Below are 16,199 nucleotides of genomic sequence, written 5' to 3' on the forward strand. Positions count from 1 at the left end.
ATCGAGTCCGACAATTTCAGAAACGACAAATGGCGACACCTGCCGGTGCCGCCATCTGCAACTCTCTAGATTGTCGCAAGCGCGGGGTCAAACCCTGCACGCAAGCGCTTTCAATCAACCCTGCACGGGGACCAGATTGACGGCCGAATGCTTGCCCCGTCGGTCGACTTCGAGGTCGAATTCCACCCGGTCGCCTTCGTTCAGCTCACGCAGACCAGACCGTTCCACAGCGCTGATGTGTACGAACGCATCCGCCGCGCCATCGTCGCGGGTGATGAAGCCGAAGCCCTTCATCGAATTGAAGAACTTGACGGTGCCCGTCGCCTTTTCGCCGGTCAGCTCGCGCTGCGGCGCTTCGCGCTTGGCCGGACCGCCCGCGCTCGGCGGGACAATGTCGCCGACGACCTGGATATCAGCGGCCGAAACCTTGCCGCCGCGATCGACGAGATTGAATTCGAGCTCCTGTCCTTCGCCCAACCCTTCAAGGCCGGCACGCTCGACCGCGCTGATGTGGATGAACACATCTTCGCCGCCATCATCGCGCTGGATGAAGCCAAAACCTTTTTGCGAGTTGAAGAATTTTACCGTGCCCCGGCCCGTGCCGACCACCTGCGCCGGCATGCGGCCGCCACCGCCACCGCCACCAGCGCCGCCGCCGCGGAAACCGCCACCGCCGCCACCGGGGCCGCCGCGGTCGTTGCCGAACCCGCCGCGGTCATTGCCAAAGCCGCCGCGATCGCCATAGCCGCGATCCTGGCCGAAACCGCTCCCGCGATCATGGCCAAAGCCGCCGCGGTCTCCCCCGAAACCGCCGCCCTGCGAGAACGGGTCGTAGCTGTCTTCGCCAAAACCTTCGCGCTTGTCGCGACCCCTGCCGCGCCGACCTTTATCAAAACCCATAAACCGAAAACATTCCCAAATCGCGCCCTAAGCCTATTATCCCATGGCGAGCGGACGGGGCACGCCATGCGATCGGACCCCGCATCTTTAATGAGGGATTCCCACTGACATTCTTTTTCATAAATCATTTTGGAACCAATAGCGAATGATTTGCGCACGGGATCGGCAATCCTCGTGCAGCACGGCGCCGGCATGCGAAATTTTCGTTGCGCGCGTGCCATCACCGCCTTGCGGAAACCGTCGCATCTTGGCAGGGGCAAGCGGTGGATATCCTTTCTCTTCTCGCCGATCCGTCCGCGTGGGCGGCCCTGCTGACGCTGATCGTGCTCGAGGTCGTGCTCGGCATCGACAACCTCGTTTTTATCGCGATTTTGTCGAACAAGCTGCCGGCCGGGCAACAGCAGAAGGCCCGCCGCATCGGTCTTATCCTCGCGCTCGTCATGCGAATCGGCCTGCTCATGCTCATCGGCTGGCTGGTGACCTTGCAAACCCCGCTTTTCGATCTCGGCCTTCGCGGCGCGCCCGGCCCGCATGGACAGCCCACATTCGAAACCGCGTTTTCGGGCCGCGACCTCATCCTCCTGGCGGGCGGGCTGTTTCTCCTCTGGAAAGCGACCAAGGAAATTCACCACAGCATGGAGCCCGAGGACAATTCGGGGGACCTGCTGGACAAGACGAAGGGCGCGGCCGAGCTTACGTTCACCGCCGCCATCGTTCAGATCATCGCGCTCGATGTGGTGTTTTCCATTGATTCGATCCTGACCGCGGTCGGCATGACCGATGAAATTCCCATCATGGTGACGGCCGTGGTCATCACCGTCGGCATCATGCTCGTGGCGGCGGATCCGCTTGCGCGCTTTATCGAAAACAATCCGACACTCGTGATGCTCGCCTTGTCCTTCCTCGTGATGATCGGGCTGGTGCTCATCGCCGATGGTTTCGGGTTTCACGTGCCGAAGGGTTACATCTATGCGGCCATGGGTTTTTCAGTCGCGGTCGAGGTGCTGAACATGGCCCAGCGCAATCGCCGCCTCAAAAACAGCGCCGCCAAACAGGAAACCGCATGACCCAGTTTCGCAAGATCGACGACCGTTTTTACGCAAGCCCGCAGATTTCGGCAGACGATATCGCCGCAGCCGCCAAGCTTGGCATTACCGCCATCGTCAACAATCGCCCCGATGGCGAGGATGCGGATCAGCCCGAAGGCGACACCATCGCAGCCCAGGCCCGCGCCGCCGGCCTGAGCTATGTCGCGATCCCCGTCACCCACGCCGGTATCGGACAGGGACAGGTAGATGCCATGCTGGCCGCCGTACAGGATGCCAACGGGCCGGTGCTGGCCTATTGCCGGTCGGGCACGCGTTCGACGATGTTGTGGGCGCTTGCCGCCGCGAAACGGGGCGATCCGCCGGCGGTGATCGCATCGAAGGCCGCGCAGGCCGGATATGACGTGTCCCCCATCCGTCAGATGATCGACATGCTGTCGGCCGGTCGGGCGGAAAGCTGACGGACTTGAGCTAAAGGGCGTTGCTGCCCGTCTCGTTCGTGCGAATCCGAACCGCCTCGACGAGATCGAAGACGAAGATCTTGCCGTCGCCGATCGCCTGCGTGCTGGCGACGGACTGTATCGTTTCGACCGCCCGCTCGCCGAGCATGTCGTCGGTCGCGATCTCCAGCTTGACCTTCGGCACCATGTTGACCGCATATTCGGCGCCGCGATAGATTTCGGTCTGGCCCTTCTGCCGGCTAAAGCCCTTCACCTCGCTCACGGTCATGCCGGCAATGCCAAGGTCGGCAAGCGCGGACCGCACCTCTTCCAGCTTGTGCGGCTTTATGATGGCGATGATATATTTCATGGTCTGCGCCTTTTGCCTGGCCTTGGATGCGGGACACCGGTTCTGACGGCGCGGCGCCAATATCGCAACCCCTCCATGATATGCGAAAAAAGAGGCCGGAAGCGTGATGCTTCCGGCCCGAGTTGCGTTCGCAGGAGGAACGCGTGGAGGCGGAGAGGGGTGAGGAGAGGAGAAAGCCCCGCCCCGCCAAGAAGGATGTCAACGCGCCTCAGCGATTGACGAACTCCGGATAGGCATCGACACCCACCTCGACACGGTCGAGGCCGAGCATCTCTTCCTCTTCGGTCGGGCGCAGGCCGATGGTGAACTTCAGCGCGAACCAGACGATGGCGCTGGCGATCGAGACGAACACGCCGGTGGCGACCACGCCGATCAGCTGCGCCATGAACGGCACATCGCCATTGGTCAGAGGAACGATCAGCGTGCCCCAGATGCCCGCACAAAGGTGGACGGGGATGGCGCCGACGACATCGTCGATCTTCAATTTGTCGAGCAGCGGAACCACCGCCACCACGAGCGCGCCGCCGATGGCACCGATGAAGAGCGCGGCTGGCACGCTCGGCGTGAGCGGTTCGGCCGTGATCGACACCAGACCCGCCAGCGCACCGTTGAGCGCCATGGTCACATCGACTTTCTTGTAAAGGATCTGCGTCAGGACGATCGCGGTAACCACCCCGGCGCAGGCCGACATGTTGGTGTTCACGAAGATCTTCGACACGTCGGACACGTCGCCGACCGTTCCCATGGCGAGCTGCGATGCGCCGTTGAACCCGAACCAGCCGAGCCACAGGATGAAGGTGCCGAGCGTCGCCAGCGGAATGTTCGTGCCGGGGAAGACCATGACCTTGCCATCGGCGCCATATCGCCCAAGCCGCGCACCCAGGATCAACGCCCCGGTCAGTGCCGCCCAGCCCCCGGTGGAGTGCACCAGCGTCGAGCCGGCGAAATCGGAGAAGCCCATCTGGTCAAGGAAGCCTGCGCCCCATTCCCAGCTCACGACGGTGGGATAGATGATGCCGGTCAGGATCACGGTAAACAGCAGGAACGGCCACAGCTTGATCCGTTCGGCCAGCGTGCCCGAAACGATCGACGCGGTCGTGGCGCAGAATACCATCTGGAAGAACCAGTCCGATGCGACCGAATAGCCGGTTTCGACATCGGCCTCACCGACGCCCTGCATCGGGTAGATGATCCCCGAAAGACCGAAATAGCCGTTGAAATCGCCCGGATAGGCGATGTTGTAGCCGATGAACCAGAACATGATCCCGGCAATCGCATAGAGCGCGATGTTCTTGAGGCACTGCATCGACACGTTCTTCGTGCGGACGAGGCCGGCTTCGAGCATGGCGAAACCCGCCGCCATCCACATGACGAGGAACCCGCCGATCAGGAACAGCAAGGTGTTGAGGATATAGGCGGTGCCCCCGCCCACGGCGACGGCATCGACCGCCTCGGTGCTGCCCTGCTGGGCAAAGGCGACGAGCGGCGCGGCCACGGCGGCCGCAGCGATCCCGGCTGCGCCCAGTTTTGCATAGATGCGATACATGTTCGAAACCCCCTGTTTCAAAGCGCGGTGTCGCCGGATTCGCCCGTGCGGATGCGCGTGGCGGCGGCAAGGTCGAGGACGAAGAGCTTGCCATCGCCGATGGAATCGGTGCTTGCGACCTGCTGAATCGTTTCGACGATCTGCGGCGCGAGCGAATCGGCTGCCGCAATTTCCAGCTTCACCTTCGGAAGCATGTTGGTCGAATATTCCGCACCGCGGTAAATCTCGGTCTGCCCTTTCTGACGACCGAACCCCTTCACCTCCGACACGGTCATGCCGGCGACGCCGATGCCGCTCAGCGCTTCACGCACTTCGTCCAGCTTGAACGGCTTGATGATGGCAATGATGAATTTCACGCCTATCCCCCTCGATTGCTCGACCGGCCCGTCGCCGGCTGCCCAGCACATAGCAAGGCGCGTGCCAGTAACGGACTTTGCCGCGAAAACAGGGTGTTGCGTAAAATGGCGGTAAAGGAATGGTTAAACCGGGCGCCTCTCATTTGGGCAAGGCGCATCGGCTGCCCATTTTTTAGGCAGGTGAAGCGTCACCCCTGACAGTTGAGCCGCGCCCACACCGGCAGATGATCCGATGCGCGCGAGGCGAGCGCGGAGTGATGCACCCCCGTGTCCACGCAATCCCACTCGGACGATGCGATGATCCGGTCGAGCCGGGCAAGCGGGCGGCGCGCGGGAAAGCTGCGCCCGCTGTCGAGCACGGTCCAGTCGTCGTCGAACACGCGGAATACCCCGCCGCGCCCGGCCCACTCATTGGTGTCGCCCATCAACACGGTCGGGCATTCCTCACACCCGCCGAGATGGCTGAGCACGGCCTCGGCCTGATGCCTCCGGCGCAGGCCCGACAGGTCGAGATGCATGCCCACCACCCGAACGCGCTGCCCATCGATCACCGCATCGAGCCTGATCGCGCCGCGCGGCTCCAGCGTGGGCAGGGCGATCGTGGCGGCCTCGATCACCTCCACGCCTTTCCGCACGAGAAAGCCATTGCCGTGCCAGCCCATCGACAGCGGCCGGGTATCGAGCGGGACGGGGCGATAGGGCGAATCCTCGACCCGCGCGCGCGGCAGCACGCTTTCGCGCGTACCGAAACGCCGGTCGCATTCCTGAAGCGCGATGATATCCGCGTCGATCTCGTGCAGCACCGCCAGAATGCGATCCGGATCACGGCGCCGGTCCAGCCCGACCGCCTTGTGGATGTTGTAGCTGGCGAATTTCAACTGCACGGCTGGCCTAACGCTCCTTCGTAGCGGAAAAGGTCAGATCGGGATTGCGTTCCTGCTGATAGCCGACATCCCACGCCGATTTCGCCATGAACACGAAATCGCCATCGCGGTCCTTCGCCAGATTGGCGCGGTTGTATTTCTCGAACGCGTCCAGCGCCTTTTCATCGCCGCGGATCCAGCGCGCGGTGTCGAACGGCGCCGGCTCCAGCATCGCCTCGACCTTGTATTCCGCCTCCAGCCGGGACACGAGCACCTCGAGCTGCAATTGCCCGACCACGCCGATGATCCATTGCCCGCCCAGCTCGGGGTAGAACACCTGGATCACGCCTTCCTCCGAAAGATCGTCGAGCGCCTTTCGCAATTGCTTCGTCTTGGTCGGATCCTTCAGGATCACGCGGCGCAGGATTTCGGGCGCGAAATTGGGCAGGCCGGTGAAACGGATGTCGTTCTTCTCCGACAGCGTATCGCCCACGCGCAACGTGCCGTGATTGGGAATGCCGATGATGTCGCCCGGAAAGGCGGCGTCGGCAATCTCGCGATCCTGCGCGAAGAACATGATGGGCGAATGCACCGCGATCGGCTTGCCAAGCCCGCTCGGCGTCAGTTTCATGCCGCGCTTGAACGTGCCCGACACCATCCGCATGAACGCGATGCGGTCGCGGTGTTGCCGGTCCATGTTCGCCTGCACCTTGAAGATAAAGCCCGAAACCTCATCGCAGGTGGGGGCCACCTCGCCCGCCTCGGTCGGCTGGGGCCGGGGCGGCGGGGCGAATGCGCTGATCGCCTCGATCAGTTCGGTCACGCCGAAATTCTTGAGCGCCGACCCGAAATAGACCGGCGTCAGGTCGCCGCCGCGATAGGCGTCGATATCGAATTCGGGGTAGCCGATCTGCGCCAGCTCCGCCTGCTCCGCGAATTCCTCGGGCATTTCGGGATCGGCGTCCCGCTTGCCGAGGAATTCCTTCGACGGACCCTCGGGACGCGCGGCTTTCCCGCTCGCGAAATCGAGCACGCCTTCGAACCGGCCGCCGGTGCCGATAGGCCAGCTCATCGGACACACGTCGAGCGCGAGCATGTCGGCCACTTCATCGAGCAGTTCGAACGGTTCGCGCCCTTCGCGGTCCACCTTGTTGACGAAGGTGATGATCGGCACCGAGCGAAGCCGGCACACCTCGAACAGCTTGCGGGTCTGCGGCTCGATGCCTTTCGCGGCGTCGATCACCATGATGGCGGAATCGACGGCGGTCAGCGTGCGATAGGTGTCCTCGGAAAAATCTTCATGCCCCGGCGTGTCGAGCAGGTTGAAGGTGATGACATTGCCGTCCGCATCCGTCCGCTCGAACGTCATGACCGAGCTTGTGACCGAAATGCCGCGCTGCTGCTCGATCTTCATCCAGTCGGAGCGGGCACGCCGCGCCTGCCCGCGGGCCTTGACCTCGCTTACCAGGTGGATTGCGCCGCCTGTAAGCAGCAGCTTCTCGGTCAGCGTGGTCTTGCCCGCGTCGGGGTGGGAGATGATGGCGAATGTACGCCGCTGCGGAATGGCTGTCATGCCCCGCGCTTTAGGGGCGCGGGCGCATGGTAGCAATATCGCGTATCGCGCCCGCCGGTCTCAGCCCTCGTCGCGGGCCACGTTAAAACCGTTGAAGCTCTGCGTAACGGGCATCAGTTCGAGCCGGTTGATATTGAGATGCGGCGGCAGCTGCGCCACCCACAGCATGGTTTCGGCAATATCGCCGCCCGTCATCGGGTCCGCCCCGCGATAGAACGCATCGGCCGCCTCCCGGTCGCCGCCATTGCGCACGAAGGTGAACTCGGTATCCACCATGCCCGGCTCGATATTGGTGACGCGCACGCCGGTCCCATGCAGATCGGCGCGCAGGCCGAGCGAGAATTGCGTCACGAACGCCTTCGTCCCGCCATAGACGTTCCCGCCCGGATAGGGGTATGTGCCCGCCACGCTCGACAGGTTGATGATCGCGCCCTTGCGTTCGATCAGCAGCGGCAGCAGCCGGTGCGTCAACCCGACCAGCGCGGTCACGTTGGTCTCGATCATCGTGTGCCAGTCGGACAGATCCGCCTCGACCGCCGGACCCGAACCCAGCGCCAGCCCGGCATTGTTGATGAGCAGATCGATCCCTGCGAATCGCTCGGGCAAACCCTTGATGGCGGCATCGCGCGCCGCCGCATCGCGAATGTCGAAGGCCAGCGGCAGCACCGCCTCGCCCAGATCCTGCGCCAGCGCGTCGAGCCGTTCCTGCCGCCGCCCGGTCGCGATGACCTGCCAGCCTGCGCCTGCGAACGCGCGGGCCGCAGCCTCGCCAATGCCCGCCGTCGCGCCCGTGATCAGAACCGTTCTTGCCATCTCAGCCTCTCAATACCGCGCCGCGCTTTGCCGCCGCCGCAACGATGGCATCGCTGATCGCTTTCAGATCGTCTTCGGTGAAACTCGCCTGTTGCGGCTGAAGCACGACCTCGACCGCGATCGACTTGTGCCCCTCGGCGACGCCGGCCCCGCGGAATTCGTCGAAGATGCGTGCCTCGACGACATGCTTCTTGTCCGCGCCCTTCACCGCCTTGACCAGATCGCCGGCGGCGACATCGTCAGGCACGAGAAATGCGAAATCGCGCATCACCGATTGCAGCGCCGGCGGGGCGTAGGACGCACGCGTGAAGCTGCGCTCTCCCTTCTTCGCCGGAATCGCGTCGAGGAAGATTTCCACCGCCATGACCGCGCCATTGAGGTCGAACCCCTTCGCGATCCGCGGGTGCAGCGTGCCGAACCGGGCGAGCACGTTCTTCGGCCCGAGCCGCAGCGTCGCCGACTGCCCGGGATGGAACTGCTCGCCCGCCTCGCCCATCACCTGCAGGTTTTCGACCGGCGCGCCCGCCGCGTCGAGCAGCGCCATCGCCTCCGCCTTCGCATCGAAGGCATCGAACATTCGCGCCTTGCCCGCTTGCCAGCCGCGCGGCGATTTCTCTCCCGCCATGACGAGGCCGAGCGTCAGCCGTTCGTCACTCGCCCCGCCCTTGCCGCGCAGATAGCGGCGGCCGATCTCGAACAGGCGCACGCTGTCCGCGCCGCGCGCCATGTTGCGCTGCGCCGCCATCAGCAGTCCGGGGATGAGCGAGGGGCGCATCGCCTTCATGTCCTCGCTGATCGGGTTGGCGAGCACCCAGGGCTGCCCATCCGCGAAAGCCTCGGCCACCGGCATGGGCAGGAAAGACCAGGTCACCGCCTCGTGATGGCCCCTTGCGGCGGCGGCCCGCCGGACGCGCCGTTCGCGCGCCTGCTCCGCCGTGACGGTCGGCTGCGCGACGCCCTCGGCCCGGTCGAGGGCGACCGACGGGATCGCGTCCAGCCCGTGAATGCGAATGACCTCCTCGACCAGATCGGGGGCGCCATCGACATCCGGGCGCCACCCCGGCACCGCCACGATCCAGTGGTCCTGCGTCTGCGTCACGGTAAAGCCCAGCCGCTCCAGAATGTCCCGCTGCGTCGCGTGCGGGACATCCATACCGCCCAGCGAACGCGTCAACGCCGGATCGAAAGCGACCGTCTTTTCCGCGGCGGGCGGTGCCCCCACATGGCACACCTCGCTCGCCTCTCCCCCACAAATGTCGAGGATCAGACGGGTCAGAAGTTCCAGCCCGTTATTCACGAAACCGGGGTCGATACCGCGCTCGAACCGGCTGCGCGCATCGCTGGTGAGGTTCAGCTTCCGCCCGGTCAGCGCGATGCGCACCGGATCGAAATAGGCGACCTCCAGCAATATGTCCGTCGTCGCATCGGTGCAGGACGAATGCTCGCCCCCCATGATGCCCGCGATATCGTGCACGCCCGCCTCGTCCGCGATGACCAGCATCGTATCGTCGAGCGTGTATTCCTTTTCATTGAGCGCGGTGACGGTTTCCCCATCCCTCGCCCGCCGCGCCGTGACCGCGCCCGACAGCTTCGTCAGATCATAGGCGTGGCTGGGCCTCCCATAGGTCAGCATCACGTAATTGGTGATGTCGACCAGCGCCGAAATCGGCCGCTGGCCCGCGGATTTCAGCCGCGCCTGCATCCAGTCCGGGCTGACGCCATTGGCCACGCCGCGAATCGTCCGCCCGTAGAACGCGGGGCATCCGTCGCGATCCTCGATCCGGATGTCCACCGGACACGGCCCGTCGCCCGCAACCGGCGCGGCATCGACCGGTTTCAACGTGCCCAGCCCCGCCGCGGCCAGATCGCGCGCGATGCCGTAAACGCCCATGCAATCGGGCCGGTTGGGCGTGATCGCCACGTCGAACACCGGATCGTCGAGCCCGGCATAATCGGCATAGTCCGTGCCCACGGGCGCATCGGACGGCAATTCGATGATGCCGTCGTGATCCTGGCCCATGTCGAGTTCGCGCGCCGAACACATCATGCCGTTCGATTCGACGCCGCGGATCGCCGCCTTGCGCATTTCCATGCCGTTCGACGGCACCACCGCGCCGGGCAGGCCCAGCACGCCGACAAGCCCCGCCCGCGCATTGGGCGCGCCGCAGACCACGGTGAGCGGCTGGCCATCGCCGCTGTCGACGCAAAGCACCTGCAGCTTGTCCGCGTCGGGATGTTTTTCCGCCGTCAGCACCTTCGCCACGCGAAAGCCGGCCAGATCCTCGGCCGGGTTTTCCACGCCCTCGATCTCCAGCCCGATCGCGGTCAGCTTCGCCGCGATCTCGTCGACGGTCGCGTCGGTGTCGAGATGATCCTTCAACCAGGACAGCGAGAACTTCATGCCGCCACTCCCACGCCGCCGGAGAGTGTCGGCACGTCGAGCGCCGCGGATCCGTAATGCTTCAGCCAGCGCAGATCGCCATCGAAAAACGCGCGCAAATCATCCATCCCGTATTTCAGCATGGCCAGCCGGTCGATCCCGCAGCCGAATGCAAAGCCCTGCCATTCGTCGGGGTCCAGCCCGCAGGCCGCGATCACCCGGCGATTGACCATCCCGCTGCCCAGCACTTCCATCCAGCCATGGCCCGGCTCGTCGCCCGACCCGCCGATGACGCGGCGGCCCTTTTCATGGCTGTAGCCGACATCGACCTCCGCCGACGGTTCGGTAAAGGGAAAATAGCTCGGACGCAGGCGGAGCACGATATCGTCCCGCTCGAAAAACGCCTTGAGGAAGGTTTCCAGCGTCCATTTCAAATGGCCCATGTGGATGTGCCGGTCGATGACCAGCCCCTCGATCTGATGGAACATCGGCGTGTGGGTGGCATCGCTGTCCGACCGGTAGGTGCGGCCCGGCGCGATGATACGCACCGGTGCGCCTCCTTCGACCATGGACCGGATCTGCACCGGCGAGGTATGGGTGCGCAGCAGCATCGCGCGCCCCTCGTCATCCGTGTCCGGGAAGTAGAACGTGTCGTGCATCGCGCGGGCCGGATGGGTGTCCGGCATGTTGAGCGCGGTGAAATTGTGCCAGTCGTCCTCGATCTCCGGTCCCGTGGCCACGGCAAAGCCCAGATCCGCGAAGATTTCCGCCAGCTCGTCCATCGCCTGGCTGACCGGGTGGACCGAACCGGTAAGGGCATCGGCGGCTGGCAGCGACAGATCGACCGTCTCGCCCGCAAGCTTCGCGTCGAGCGCCGCCTGCTCCAAAGCGGCCTTGCGCGCCGCGACCGCGTCGGTCACCTCGGCGCGCAGGCCGTTGAGCTTCGGTCCTTCGACCTGCCGCTCCTCGGGCGTCATCCTGCCCAGCGTCTTCATCAAAAGCGAGATGCTGCCCTGCTTGCCCAGAAACGCAACCCGCACGCGGTCGAGCGTGTCGAGGGTCCGGGACGCGGCAATCTGCGCCATTGCATCGGCGCGCAGCTGATCAATATCGGCCATCGTATCTTTCATTGTCTTCGGCAAGAATGCGTTCCGCGCTGTCTAGCAGGGCCGAAGCAAAGGGCAACTATGGCCCGCCACGTCGCGAATCCCCGGAACGAGCCGCGCGTCATGGTGAATGAAATGAAAACTGGATGCCCCGCGAGGATTCGAACCTCGATTGACGGAGTCAGAGTCCGTAGTCTTGCCATTAGACGACGGGGCATCATTCATCGGGCCGTGCCGCGATGGAAGCGGTGCCTCTAATCAGCGGAGTTCTGCGGGTCAAGGGGAAATCTTCCGCGCTTTCGGACTTTGCAAAAGAGCGCCGTGCGACTTCATTCAAGTCGCACGTGCGACTTACATGAATGTCAGCAGTGCGAATCATCGTGCATCCTTCTTCGATTCGCGCAGCTTGAGCGTGCGCAAGGCGGTGGCCATGGCGGCGCAGGCTGCGCGCGTGTCGGGCGGCATATAGGTATCGAGGATCGAGCGCCGGCCAAGAATGGCATGGCCGCTGATCGTGGTGATCGCCGCGCCGTCGACGCCCAGGTCGCGCAGCATCGACATGCCGCTGCGGCGAAGGTCGCGGAACTGGTATTGGTCCAGCCCTGCTTTGTCGAAGATGGCCCGCACACGGCGCTGCAACAGATATTGCGGGGTCGCGCGGCTGCGGTCGGTGTCGTCGGACAACAGGAACTGGCTGCGCGTGAAGGCATCGGCGATTTGATCGTGCAGGAACGGCGGGATTGGGCAATCCACCCATGCGCCGGTCTTCTGCTGTTGCAGACGGAAACCCATCACGTCACCGCGGGGATTGGCAAGCACGGCGGCATCGGCGGGCGCGACGTTTTCGAGCGGGCGCCATGCCATCTTTGTGAGCGTGAGCAAGTCGCCCTGCCGCTGCAAGCTCCATAGTGCCAACGTCAGCGCGAGCGCGACCGAAGGCTGGTCCTCGTCCAGCGCGATGGCTTCGGCGACGGCGAGCTGTTCCGCATCGAGGCGCAGGCCGCGCGAGGCGACCGTAGGGATCTTCACCTTGTCGGTCGGATTGGTTTGCAAAGCCTCCTGTCCGATGGCCCAATTCATCAGCAGGCGCAGGACGCGCAGGATGGCGGCTGCTTTGTGCTTTTCACCGGCGCGAACGTGAACGTCGCGCAGGTCGCGGACCATCGTGCGGTCGATCTGGCCGATGGGCAACGCGCCATCCATGGCCCATATTTCCAGCTGGCGCAGGCGCACGTCATATTCGCGGCGGGTGGCGGGTTTCAGCCCGTCCCATTCGGTCGATGCACGATAGGCGTTCACCAGGTCGGTGAAGGTCCATTTGCGGGGCACGGCGCGGTTCATCATCGGGGCGACGGCGCCATGTTCCCATTCGGCAACCTGCCGGTTCAGCTCCATGGCGCGGGTGATGGCGGCGGTTTCGTCAGCGTCGGTGCCGATCGCCTGATTCTTCCAACCAAGGGCGCGCAGGCGAGGCGATGGCTTCCAATGGGCGCGTCGGGTGCCGTCGGTGAGTTTTGTCCAATGCAGGAACGGGATCTGGCGCTTATTGGCCATCGGGCACCTCCTTCCCGTTTGCCTCGGCATAGGCGGCGAGTGCGTCGGCGCGGTCCATCGCCTCTTGCGGTGCGATGCGGTCCTTGCGGATGCCCGCGGCGATTTCGGCGCAGAGCGAGGGCGGCAGGCTTTTACCCGACATGAGCCGCTGCGCGGTGCGGGGGGACAGCTCGTGCATGGCGGCGAAGGCGTCAACGCCGCCGAGGCTGTTGATGTGGCCGCGCATGGCCGAGACAGCCGGTTTGCGCGTAGGATCGTCGGGGGGGGGTGGTGGACGGTTTGGGCATTTGAATCGGCCTCCGTTGCCGTGGAAAGGGAATGCTGCGCCCGAAGGCGCGGGGTGGTCAAGGGTCGTGGATTTGCGGCGGCGCCGTGCAGCCTTTGGGGCAGATAGCGTGGCGCTGCATCAGCTCGGCCGCAAGGTCGAGCGGCATGGGGAGGAAGCAAACCGCCCAGACGTGATGGCAGGTGGGGCATTTCGCGTTGACCGGGTGCGTGCGCGTGGCGGCGGCGGCGCGATCCGCCAATTGCACCGTCAGGGCGGTGCCCTTCATCGGGATCGTTGCGCGGGTTATGAAATCGGTCATGCCCCCTCCCGCGCCGGTGCAGCGGCCACAAGATCGAGCATGGCATTCGTCGGGCGTTAGGACAGCGCGATATATTGGCTGTCGCTGTTAAGCTTGCTGCGCGCCGCGTCGTGTTCGAGCAGGCCCGCATCGATGGCACGCGTTACCTGGTCGCGCGCCTTGATGCCGGTCCATCCGTCGATCGTGATGTAATCGGCGCGCTTGGTGACGAATGCCTCGCGCCGGCGGGCAATGTCGTCGGGCGGAATGGGCGGCGTATCATCCATCACTCGATACCCAGCGCAGCTTTGTAGGTTTCGAGCACCGTGTCCATTTCGCGCCGATCGTCGGCCTTCAATTTGCGCAGCTTTACGACTTCGCGCATGATCTTCACATCGTAGCCCACGGCTTTTGCCTCGCCGTAAACCTCCTTGATATCGTCGGTGATGCCCTTCTTTTCTTCTTCGAGCCGTTCGATCAGCAGGCGCAGGCGGTCATCGGTGGTTTCAGCCATGGTGGTATTCTCCGGTTTCGTAGGTTTCGAGGAAGGTCGCGGGGTCGCCCTGGTCGACGGGTTCGCCATCGGAGTTCTGGGGGCCATTGCCGAACAGTTCATCGTCGCAAGCGTCGCAGATGGCGGACGGGCCGAGGGGCACGTCGTCGCGGTCGCAATGGCAGCAGCTGACGGAGAGCGTCATCGGCACACCGGACATGGGATCATTTCCAGCTCGGTCGGCACTTCGCCTTGGCCTTTGCAGGTGGAGCATGCGCTGCGCGGCGGTTTCTCGTGACGGGGCGTGCCGTCCTGCGGTGCGAGCGAGGCTTCGATGGCGTCAGCCGCCTGCCCCATCGCGGAGTATGCCCGCATCAGGTCGGCACCGTCATATTCGCCGCTCTTGAGCACGCAGCGCCCTTTGCGGAGGTTGGAAATCAGGGTTCGGAGAGTGTCCTCCTGGTTATCGGGCATCGGGGTGTTCTCCTTCAGTGAGGGCATCGATCAGGTCGATCAGGGCAAGGCAGGCGGCGGCGGCGCGGACGGCTTTCTGACGGGCGCGTTCGTGGTGGGCCGGGCCACGCTGCATCAGGTCGAGCGCATCATGCGCGTAAGTGCGTGCGGTGCGGGCAAGGTGCGTGCGCCCTCGCCCGTCGCGGTGGTATTCGGAGCGATCGGTTTCGGGGGTGTGGCCGAATTCGACGATCTGGCGATGGCGTTCGGCCATGGCGTCCTCCGCCGCGCGGACGGGAACGCCGGCGAAGGTTTGGTGAGGGGCGGTCATGGCCGATTCCTTTCAGCCGAACAGCGGCGTCAGCGCCCAAACAGCTGCGGCGACGAGCGCGGCGGTGATCGTGCCCACCGCAATTCGGGCGATGGTTTCACCGCGCCGCTGTGACTGGCGCACCTCGATTTCGCGTTGCAGCCATTCCGGCAGCTCGCGCGCGCGGTGTTCGTCGTTCGGGTTCATGGCAGGAAGGCTTCCATCAAACGGGGCCAGTCGGCGCAGATGAGGCCAGGGGCCAAGCTCGCGACGATCAGCAGCAGCGGCCAGGCCGGGCCGACAGCCGCGCGGATCACGCGCGGGCGGCGAGTTTCTGCGCACGGTCGGCCATGACCGCGCGCAGGTTCGAAGGGGCGGGCGGCGCCTTCGCCGCGCCTCCCGGCGGGCAGGTCGGACGATCGAGCCAATGCTCGACCGCGGCTGCGTCCCATTGGGATTTCGCGCCGATCGCCATCGCGCCGCGCTGAATCTTGCCGCGATAGATGCGCGGATTGCGCGGGAGGGGCAGTCCCATCTGTTCGGCGAGAAGACGCAGGCGTTCGATGATGGTGCGCGGGTGGTTGTCCTCCATCCCCAGCAGCCGCGCCATGTCGGACAGGCGATAGTTTCGCGGGCGGGAGCGGAACGCGCGGGCCGGTTCGGCGGGCGCGGGATCGTCGCCGGTGGCGCGGTATTGCGCCGTGTTTGACGAGTGGAACGGAACGATATCAGCGGACAATTTGACCTCCATGCAAGGGTTGCGATGGAGGCCAAGTTATCCTTTATGAATAATCATGCAAACGGATTTTTTATTCCTAGAGGATAATCAATTGAGCAGGCATGAAAAAACCCCGCGCAATGGATCATGCGCGGGGCGGCTTGTCGCCCGGATTTTCAAGAGTTTACCCGGCGTTGCGTGCGCCATTCGGGATGGTGTCGCCCTCACCTTCCGCGCTTTCATCCGGGTGGAGCGGCACGACTTCGGGTGTGCCCATGTAGGGGCGCGCACTTTCACGCAGGGCATCGAAACCGGCACGCAGGGCGGCGGGCACGGCACGGTAGGTGCGGATCAGGTCGCGCTCTTCCTCGGTCAGCCCGCCATCGCGGGGATGCAGCAGATCCGCCGGTTCCACATCGAGCGCGGCGCCGATCCGTTCCATCCATTGTTGGTTGAGGTCACGGTGCCCGCGCTCAATCTTGGCCAGGTGGCCGTGGGCCATGCCGATCTTTTCGGCCAGCTCCACCAGCGTCATCTCCCGCTGCTTGCGCAGGTCGCGCACGCGGTTGGGCATTTCATCTTCGCGGGACAGTCGGGTCGTTCGTGCCATAGTGGGGAATTGTAGAACGGTGGCAGCAGGCATCGAAAATCCTTTCATGGACAATAATCAAGAAAACAGGTTGCACTTGATTATTCATTAAGGATAAGCCAG

At 64.4% G+C, this 16,199-nt stretch carries 22 protein-coding genes and 1 tRNA gene; 2 read left to right on the forward strand and 21 right to left on the reverse strand.

What is annotated here, in order from left to right; translation table 11 throughout:
• Positions 1–114: 114 nt before the first annotated feature.
• The gene (locus tag JD971_RS16920; protein ID WP_202086297.1) at positions 115–900 is read right to left on the reverse strand and encodes a cold-shock protein; all 786 of its coding nucleotides are present in this window, start codon (positions 898–900) and stop codon (positions 115–117) included.
• A 263-nt stretch (positions 901–1,163) separates the two neighbouring features.
• Between JD971_RS16920 and JD971_RS04740 the strand changes: the two genes are divergently transcribed.
• Both JD971_RS04740 and JD971_RS04745 read left to right on the forward strand, forming a co-directional pair.
• On the forward strand, positions 1,164–1,967 hold the full coding sequence (locus tag JD971_RS04740; RefSeq protein ID WP_202086299.1) for a TerC family protein: 804 nt from the start codon (positions 1,164–1,166) through the stop codon (positions 1,965–1,967).
• Positions 1,964–2,407 carry a TIGR01244 family sulfur transferase gene (locus JD971_RS04745; protein ID WP_202086301.1) on the forward strand — a complete coding sequence of 148 codons (444 nt, stop codon included), beginning with the start codon at positions 1,964–1,966 and terminating at the stop codon, positions 2,405–2,407. Before JD971_RS04740 ends, JD971_RS04745 begins: the two co-directional genes overlap by 4 nt.
• Positions 2,408–2,417: 10 nt before the next feature.
• On the opposite strand, the gene JD971_RS04750 is transcribed toward JD971_RS04745, so the two are convergent.
• The 20 genes from JD971_RS04750 to JD971_RS04845 all read right to left on the reverse strand — a co-directional run bounded on the left by JD971_RS04750 (position 2,418) and on the right by JD971_RS04845 (position 16,097).
• Entirely contained in the window at positions 2,418–2,756 is a 339-nt protein-coding gene (locus tag JD971_RS04750) for a P-II family nitrogen regulator (RefSeq protein ID WP_202086303.1), read from the reverse strand.
• Between the two features lie 208 nt (positions 2,757–2,964).
• Complete coding sequence (locus JD971_RS04755; protein WP_202086304.1) at positions 2,965–4,302, reverse strand: ammonium transporter; 1,338 nt, start codon at positions 4,300–4,302, stop codon at positions 2,965–2,967.
• A gap of 17 nt (positions 4,303–4,319) precedes the next feature.
• The gene (locus JD971_RS04760; protein WP_202086306.1) at positions 4,320–4,658 is read right to left on the reverse strand and encodes a P-II family nitrogen regulator; all 339 of its coding nucleotides are present in this window, start codon (positions 4,656–4,658) and stop codon (positions 4,320–4,322) included.
• Positions 4,659–4,846: 188 nt separating this feature from the next.
• Complete coding sequence (locus JD971_RS04765) at positions 4,847–5,542, reverse strand: endonuclease/exonuclease/phosphatase family protein (protein ID WP_202086308.1); 696 nt, start codon at positions 5,540–5,542, stop codon at positions 4,847–4,849.
• Between the two features lie 7 nt (positions 5,543–5,549).
• Positions 5,550–7,094, reverse strand: coding sequence for a peptide chain release factor 3 (locus tag JD971_RS04770; protein ID WP_202086309.1), 1,545 nt, complete (start codon positions 7,092–7,094; stop codon positions 5,550–5,552).
• Positions 7,095–7,154: 60 nt separating this feature from the next.
• Positions 7,155–7,907 carry an SDR family NAD(P)-dependent oxidoreductase gene (locus JD971_RS04775; RefSeq protein WP_202086310.1) on the reverse strand — a complete coding sequence of 251 codons (753 nt, stop codon included), beginning with the start codon at positions 7,905–7,907 and terminating at the stop codon, positions 7,155–7,157.
• A 1-nt stretch (position 7,908) separates the two neighbouring features.
• Positions 7,909–10,308 (reverse strand): phenylalanine--tRNA ligase subunit beta, encoded by a 2,400-nt coding sequence (gene pheT / locus JD971_RS04780; RefSeq protein ID WP_202086312.1) that lies wholly within the window; start codon positions 10,306–10,308, stop codon positions 7,909–7,911.
• Entirely contained in the window at positions 10,305–11,405 is a 1,101-nt protein-coding gene (gene pheS, locus JD971_RS04785; protein ID WP_202086314.1) for a phenylalanine--tRNA ligase subunit alpha, read from the reverse strand. Before pheS ends, pheT begins: the two co-directional genes overlap by 4 nt.
• 131 nt (positions 11,406–11,536) lie before the next feature.
• Positions 11,537–11,610: transfer RNA gene (locus JD971_RS04790), tRNA-Gln, on the reverse strand.
• Positions 11,611–11,768: 158 nt separating this feature from the next.
• The gene (xerC, locus tag JD971_RS04795; RefSeq protein WP_202086315.1) at positions 11,769–12,947 is read right to left on the reverse strand and encodes a tyrosine recombinase XerC; all 1,179 of its coding nucleotides are present in this window, start codon (positions 12,945–12,947) and stop codon (positions 11,769–11,771) included.
• The gene (locus tag JD971_RS04800) at positions 12,937–13,173 is read right to left on the reverse strand and encodes a hypothetical protein (protein WP_202086317.1); all 237 of its coding nucleotides are present in this window, start codon (positions 13,171–13,173) and stop codon (positions 12,937–12,939) included. Before JD971_RS04800 ends, xerC begins: the two co-directional genes overlap by 11 nt.
• Before the next feature lie 118 nt (positions 13,174–13,291).
• Positions 13,292–13,534 (reverse strand): hypothetical protein, encoded by a 243-nt coding sequence (locus JD971_RS04805; protein ID WP_202086319.1) that lies wholly within the window; start codon positions 13,532–13,534, stop codon positions 13,292–13,294.
• A 56-nt stretch (positions 13,535–13,590) separates the two neighbouring features.
• A complete protein-coding gene (locus JD971_RS04810; protein ID WP_202086321.1) occupies positions 13,591–13,800 on the reverse strand; it encodes a hypothetical protein in 210 nt (69 codons plus the stop codon).
• Positions 13,800–14,027: a DUF2312 domain-containing protein gene (locus JD971_RS04815; protein ID WP_202086323.1), complete on the reverse strand. Its 228-nt coding sequence runs from the start codon at positions 14,025–14,027 to the stop codon at positions 13,800–13,802. Before JD971_RS04815 ends, JD971_RS04810 begins: the two co-directional genes overlap by 1 nt.
• Positions 14,020–14,226, reverse strand: a complete 207-nt coding sequence (locus tag JD971_RS04820; RefSeq protein WP_202086325.1) for a hypothetical protein — start codon at positions 14,224–14,226, stop codon at positions 14,020–14,022. The genes JD971_RS04815 and JD971_RS04820 overlap by 8 nt, the downstream gene beginning before the upstream one ends.
• On the reverse strand, positions 14,208–14,480 hold the full coding sequence (locus JD971_RS04825) for a hypothetical protein (protein WP_202086327.1): 273 nt from the start codon (positions 14,478–14,480) through the stop codon (positions 14,208–14,210). The genes JD971_RS04820 and JD971_RS04825 overlap by 19 nt, the downstream gene beginning before the upstream one ends.
• Positions 14,470–14,790 (reverse strand): hypothetical protein, encoded by a 321-nt coding sequence (locus JD971_RS04830; RefSeq protein WP_202086329.1) that lies wholly within the window; start codon positions 14,788–14,790, stop codon positions 14,470–14,472. The genes JD971_RS04825 and JD971_RS04830 overlap by 11 nt, the downstream gene beginning before the upstream one ends.
• A gap of 12 nt (positions 14,791–14,802) precedes the next feature.
• On the reverse strand, positions 14,803–14,976 hold the full coding sequence (locus tag JD971_RS04835; protein WP_202086331.1) for a hypothetical protein: 174 nt from the start codon (positions 14,974–14,976) through the stop codon (positions 14,803–14,805).
• A gap of 106 nt (positions 14,977–15,082) precedes the next feature.
• Complete coding sequence (locus JD971_RS04840; protein WP_202086333.1) at positions 15,083–15,508, reverse strand: hypothetical protein; 426 nt, start codon at positions 15,506–15,508, stop codon at positions 15,083–15,085.
• Between the two features lie 163 nt (positions 15,509–15,671).
• Positions 15,672–16,097: a helix-turn-helix domain-containing protein gene (locus JD971_RS04845; protein ID WP_202086336.1), complete on the reverse strand. Its 426-nt coding sequence runs from the start codon at positions 16,095–16,097 to the stop codon at positions 15,672–15,674.
• Positions 16,098–16,199 lie beyond the last annotated feature (102 nt).

The organism is Croceicoccus sp. YJ47, from assembly GCF_016745095.1.
Classification (GTDB): Bacteria; Pseudomonadota; Alphaproteobacteria; order Sphingomonadales; family Sphingomonadaceae; genus Croceicoccus.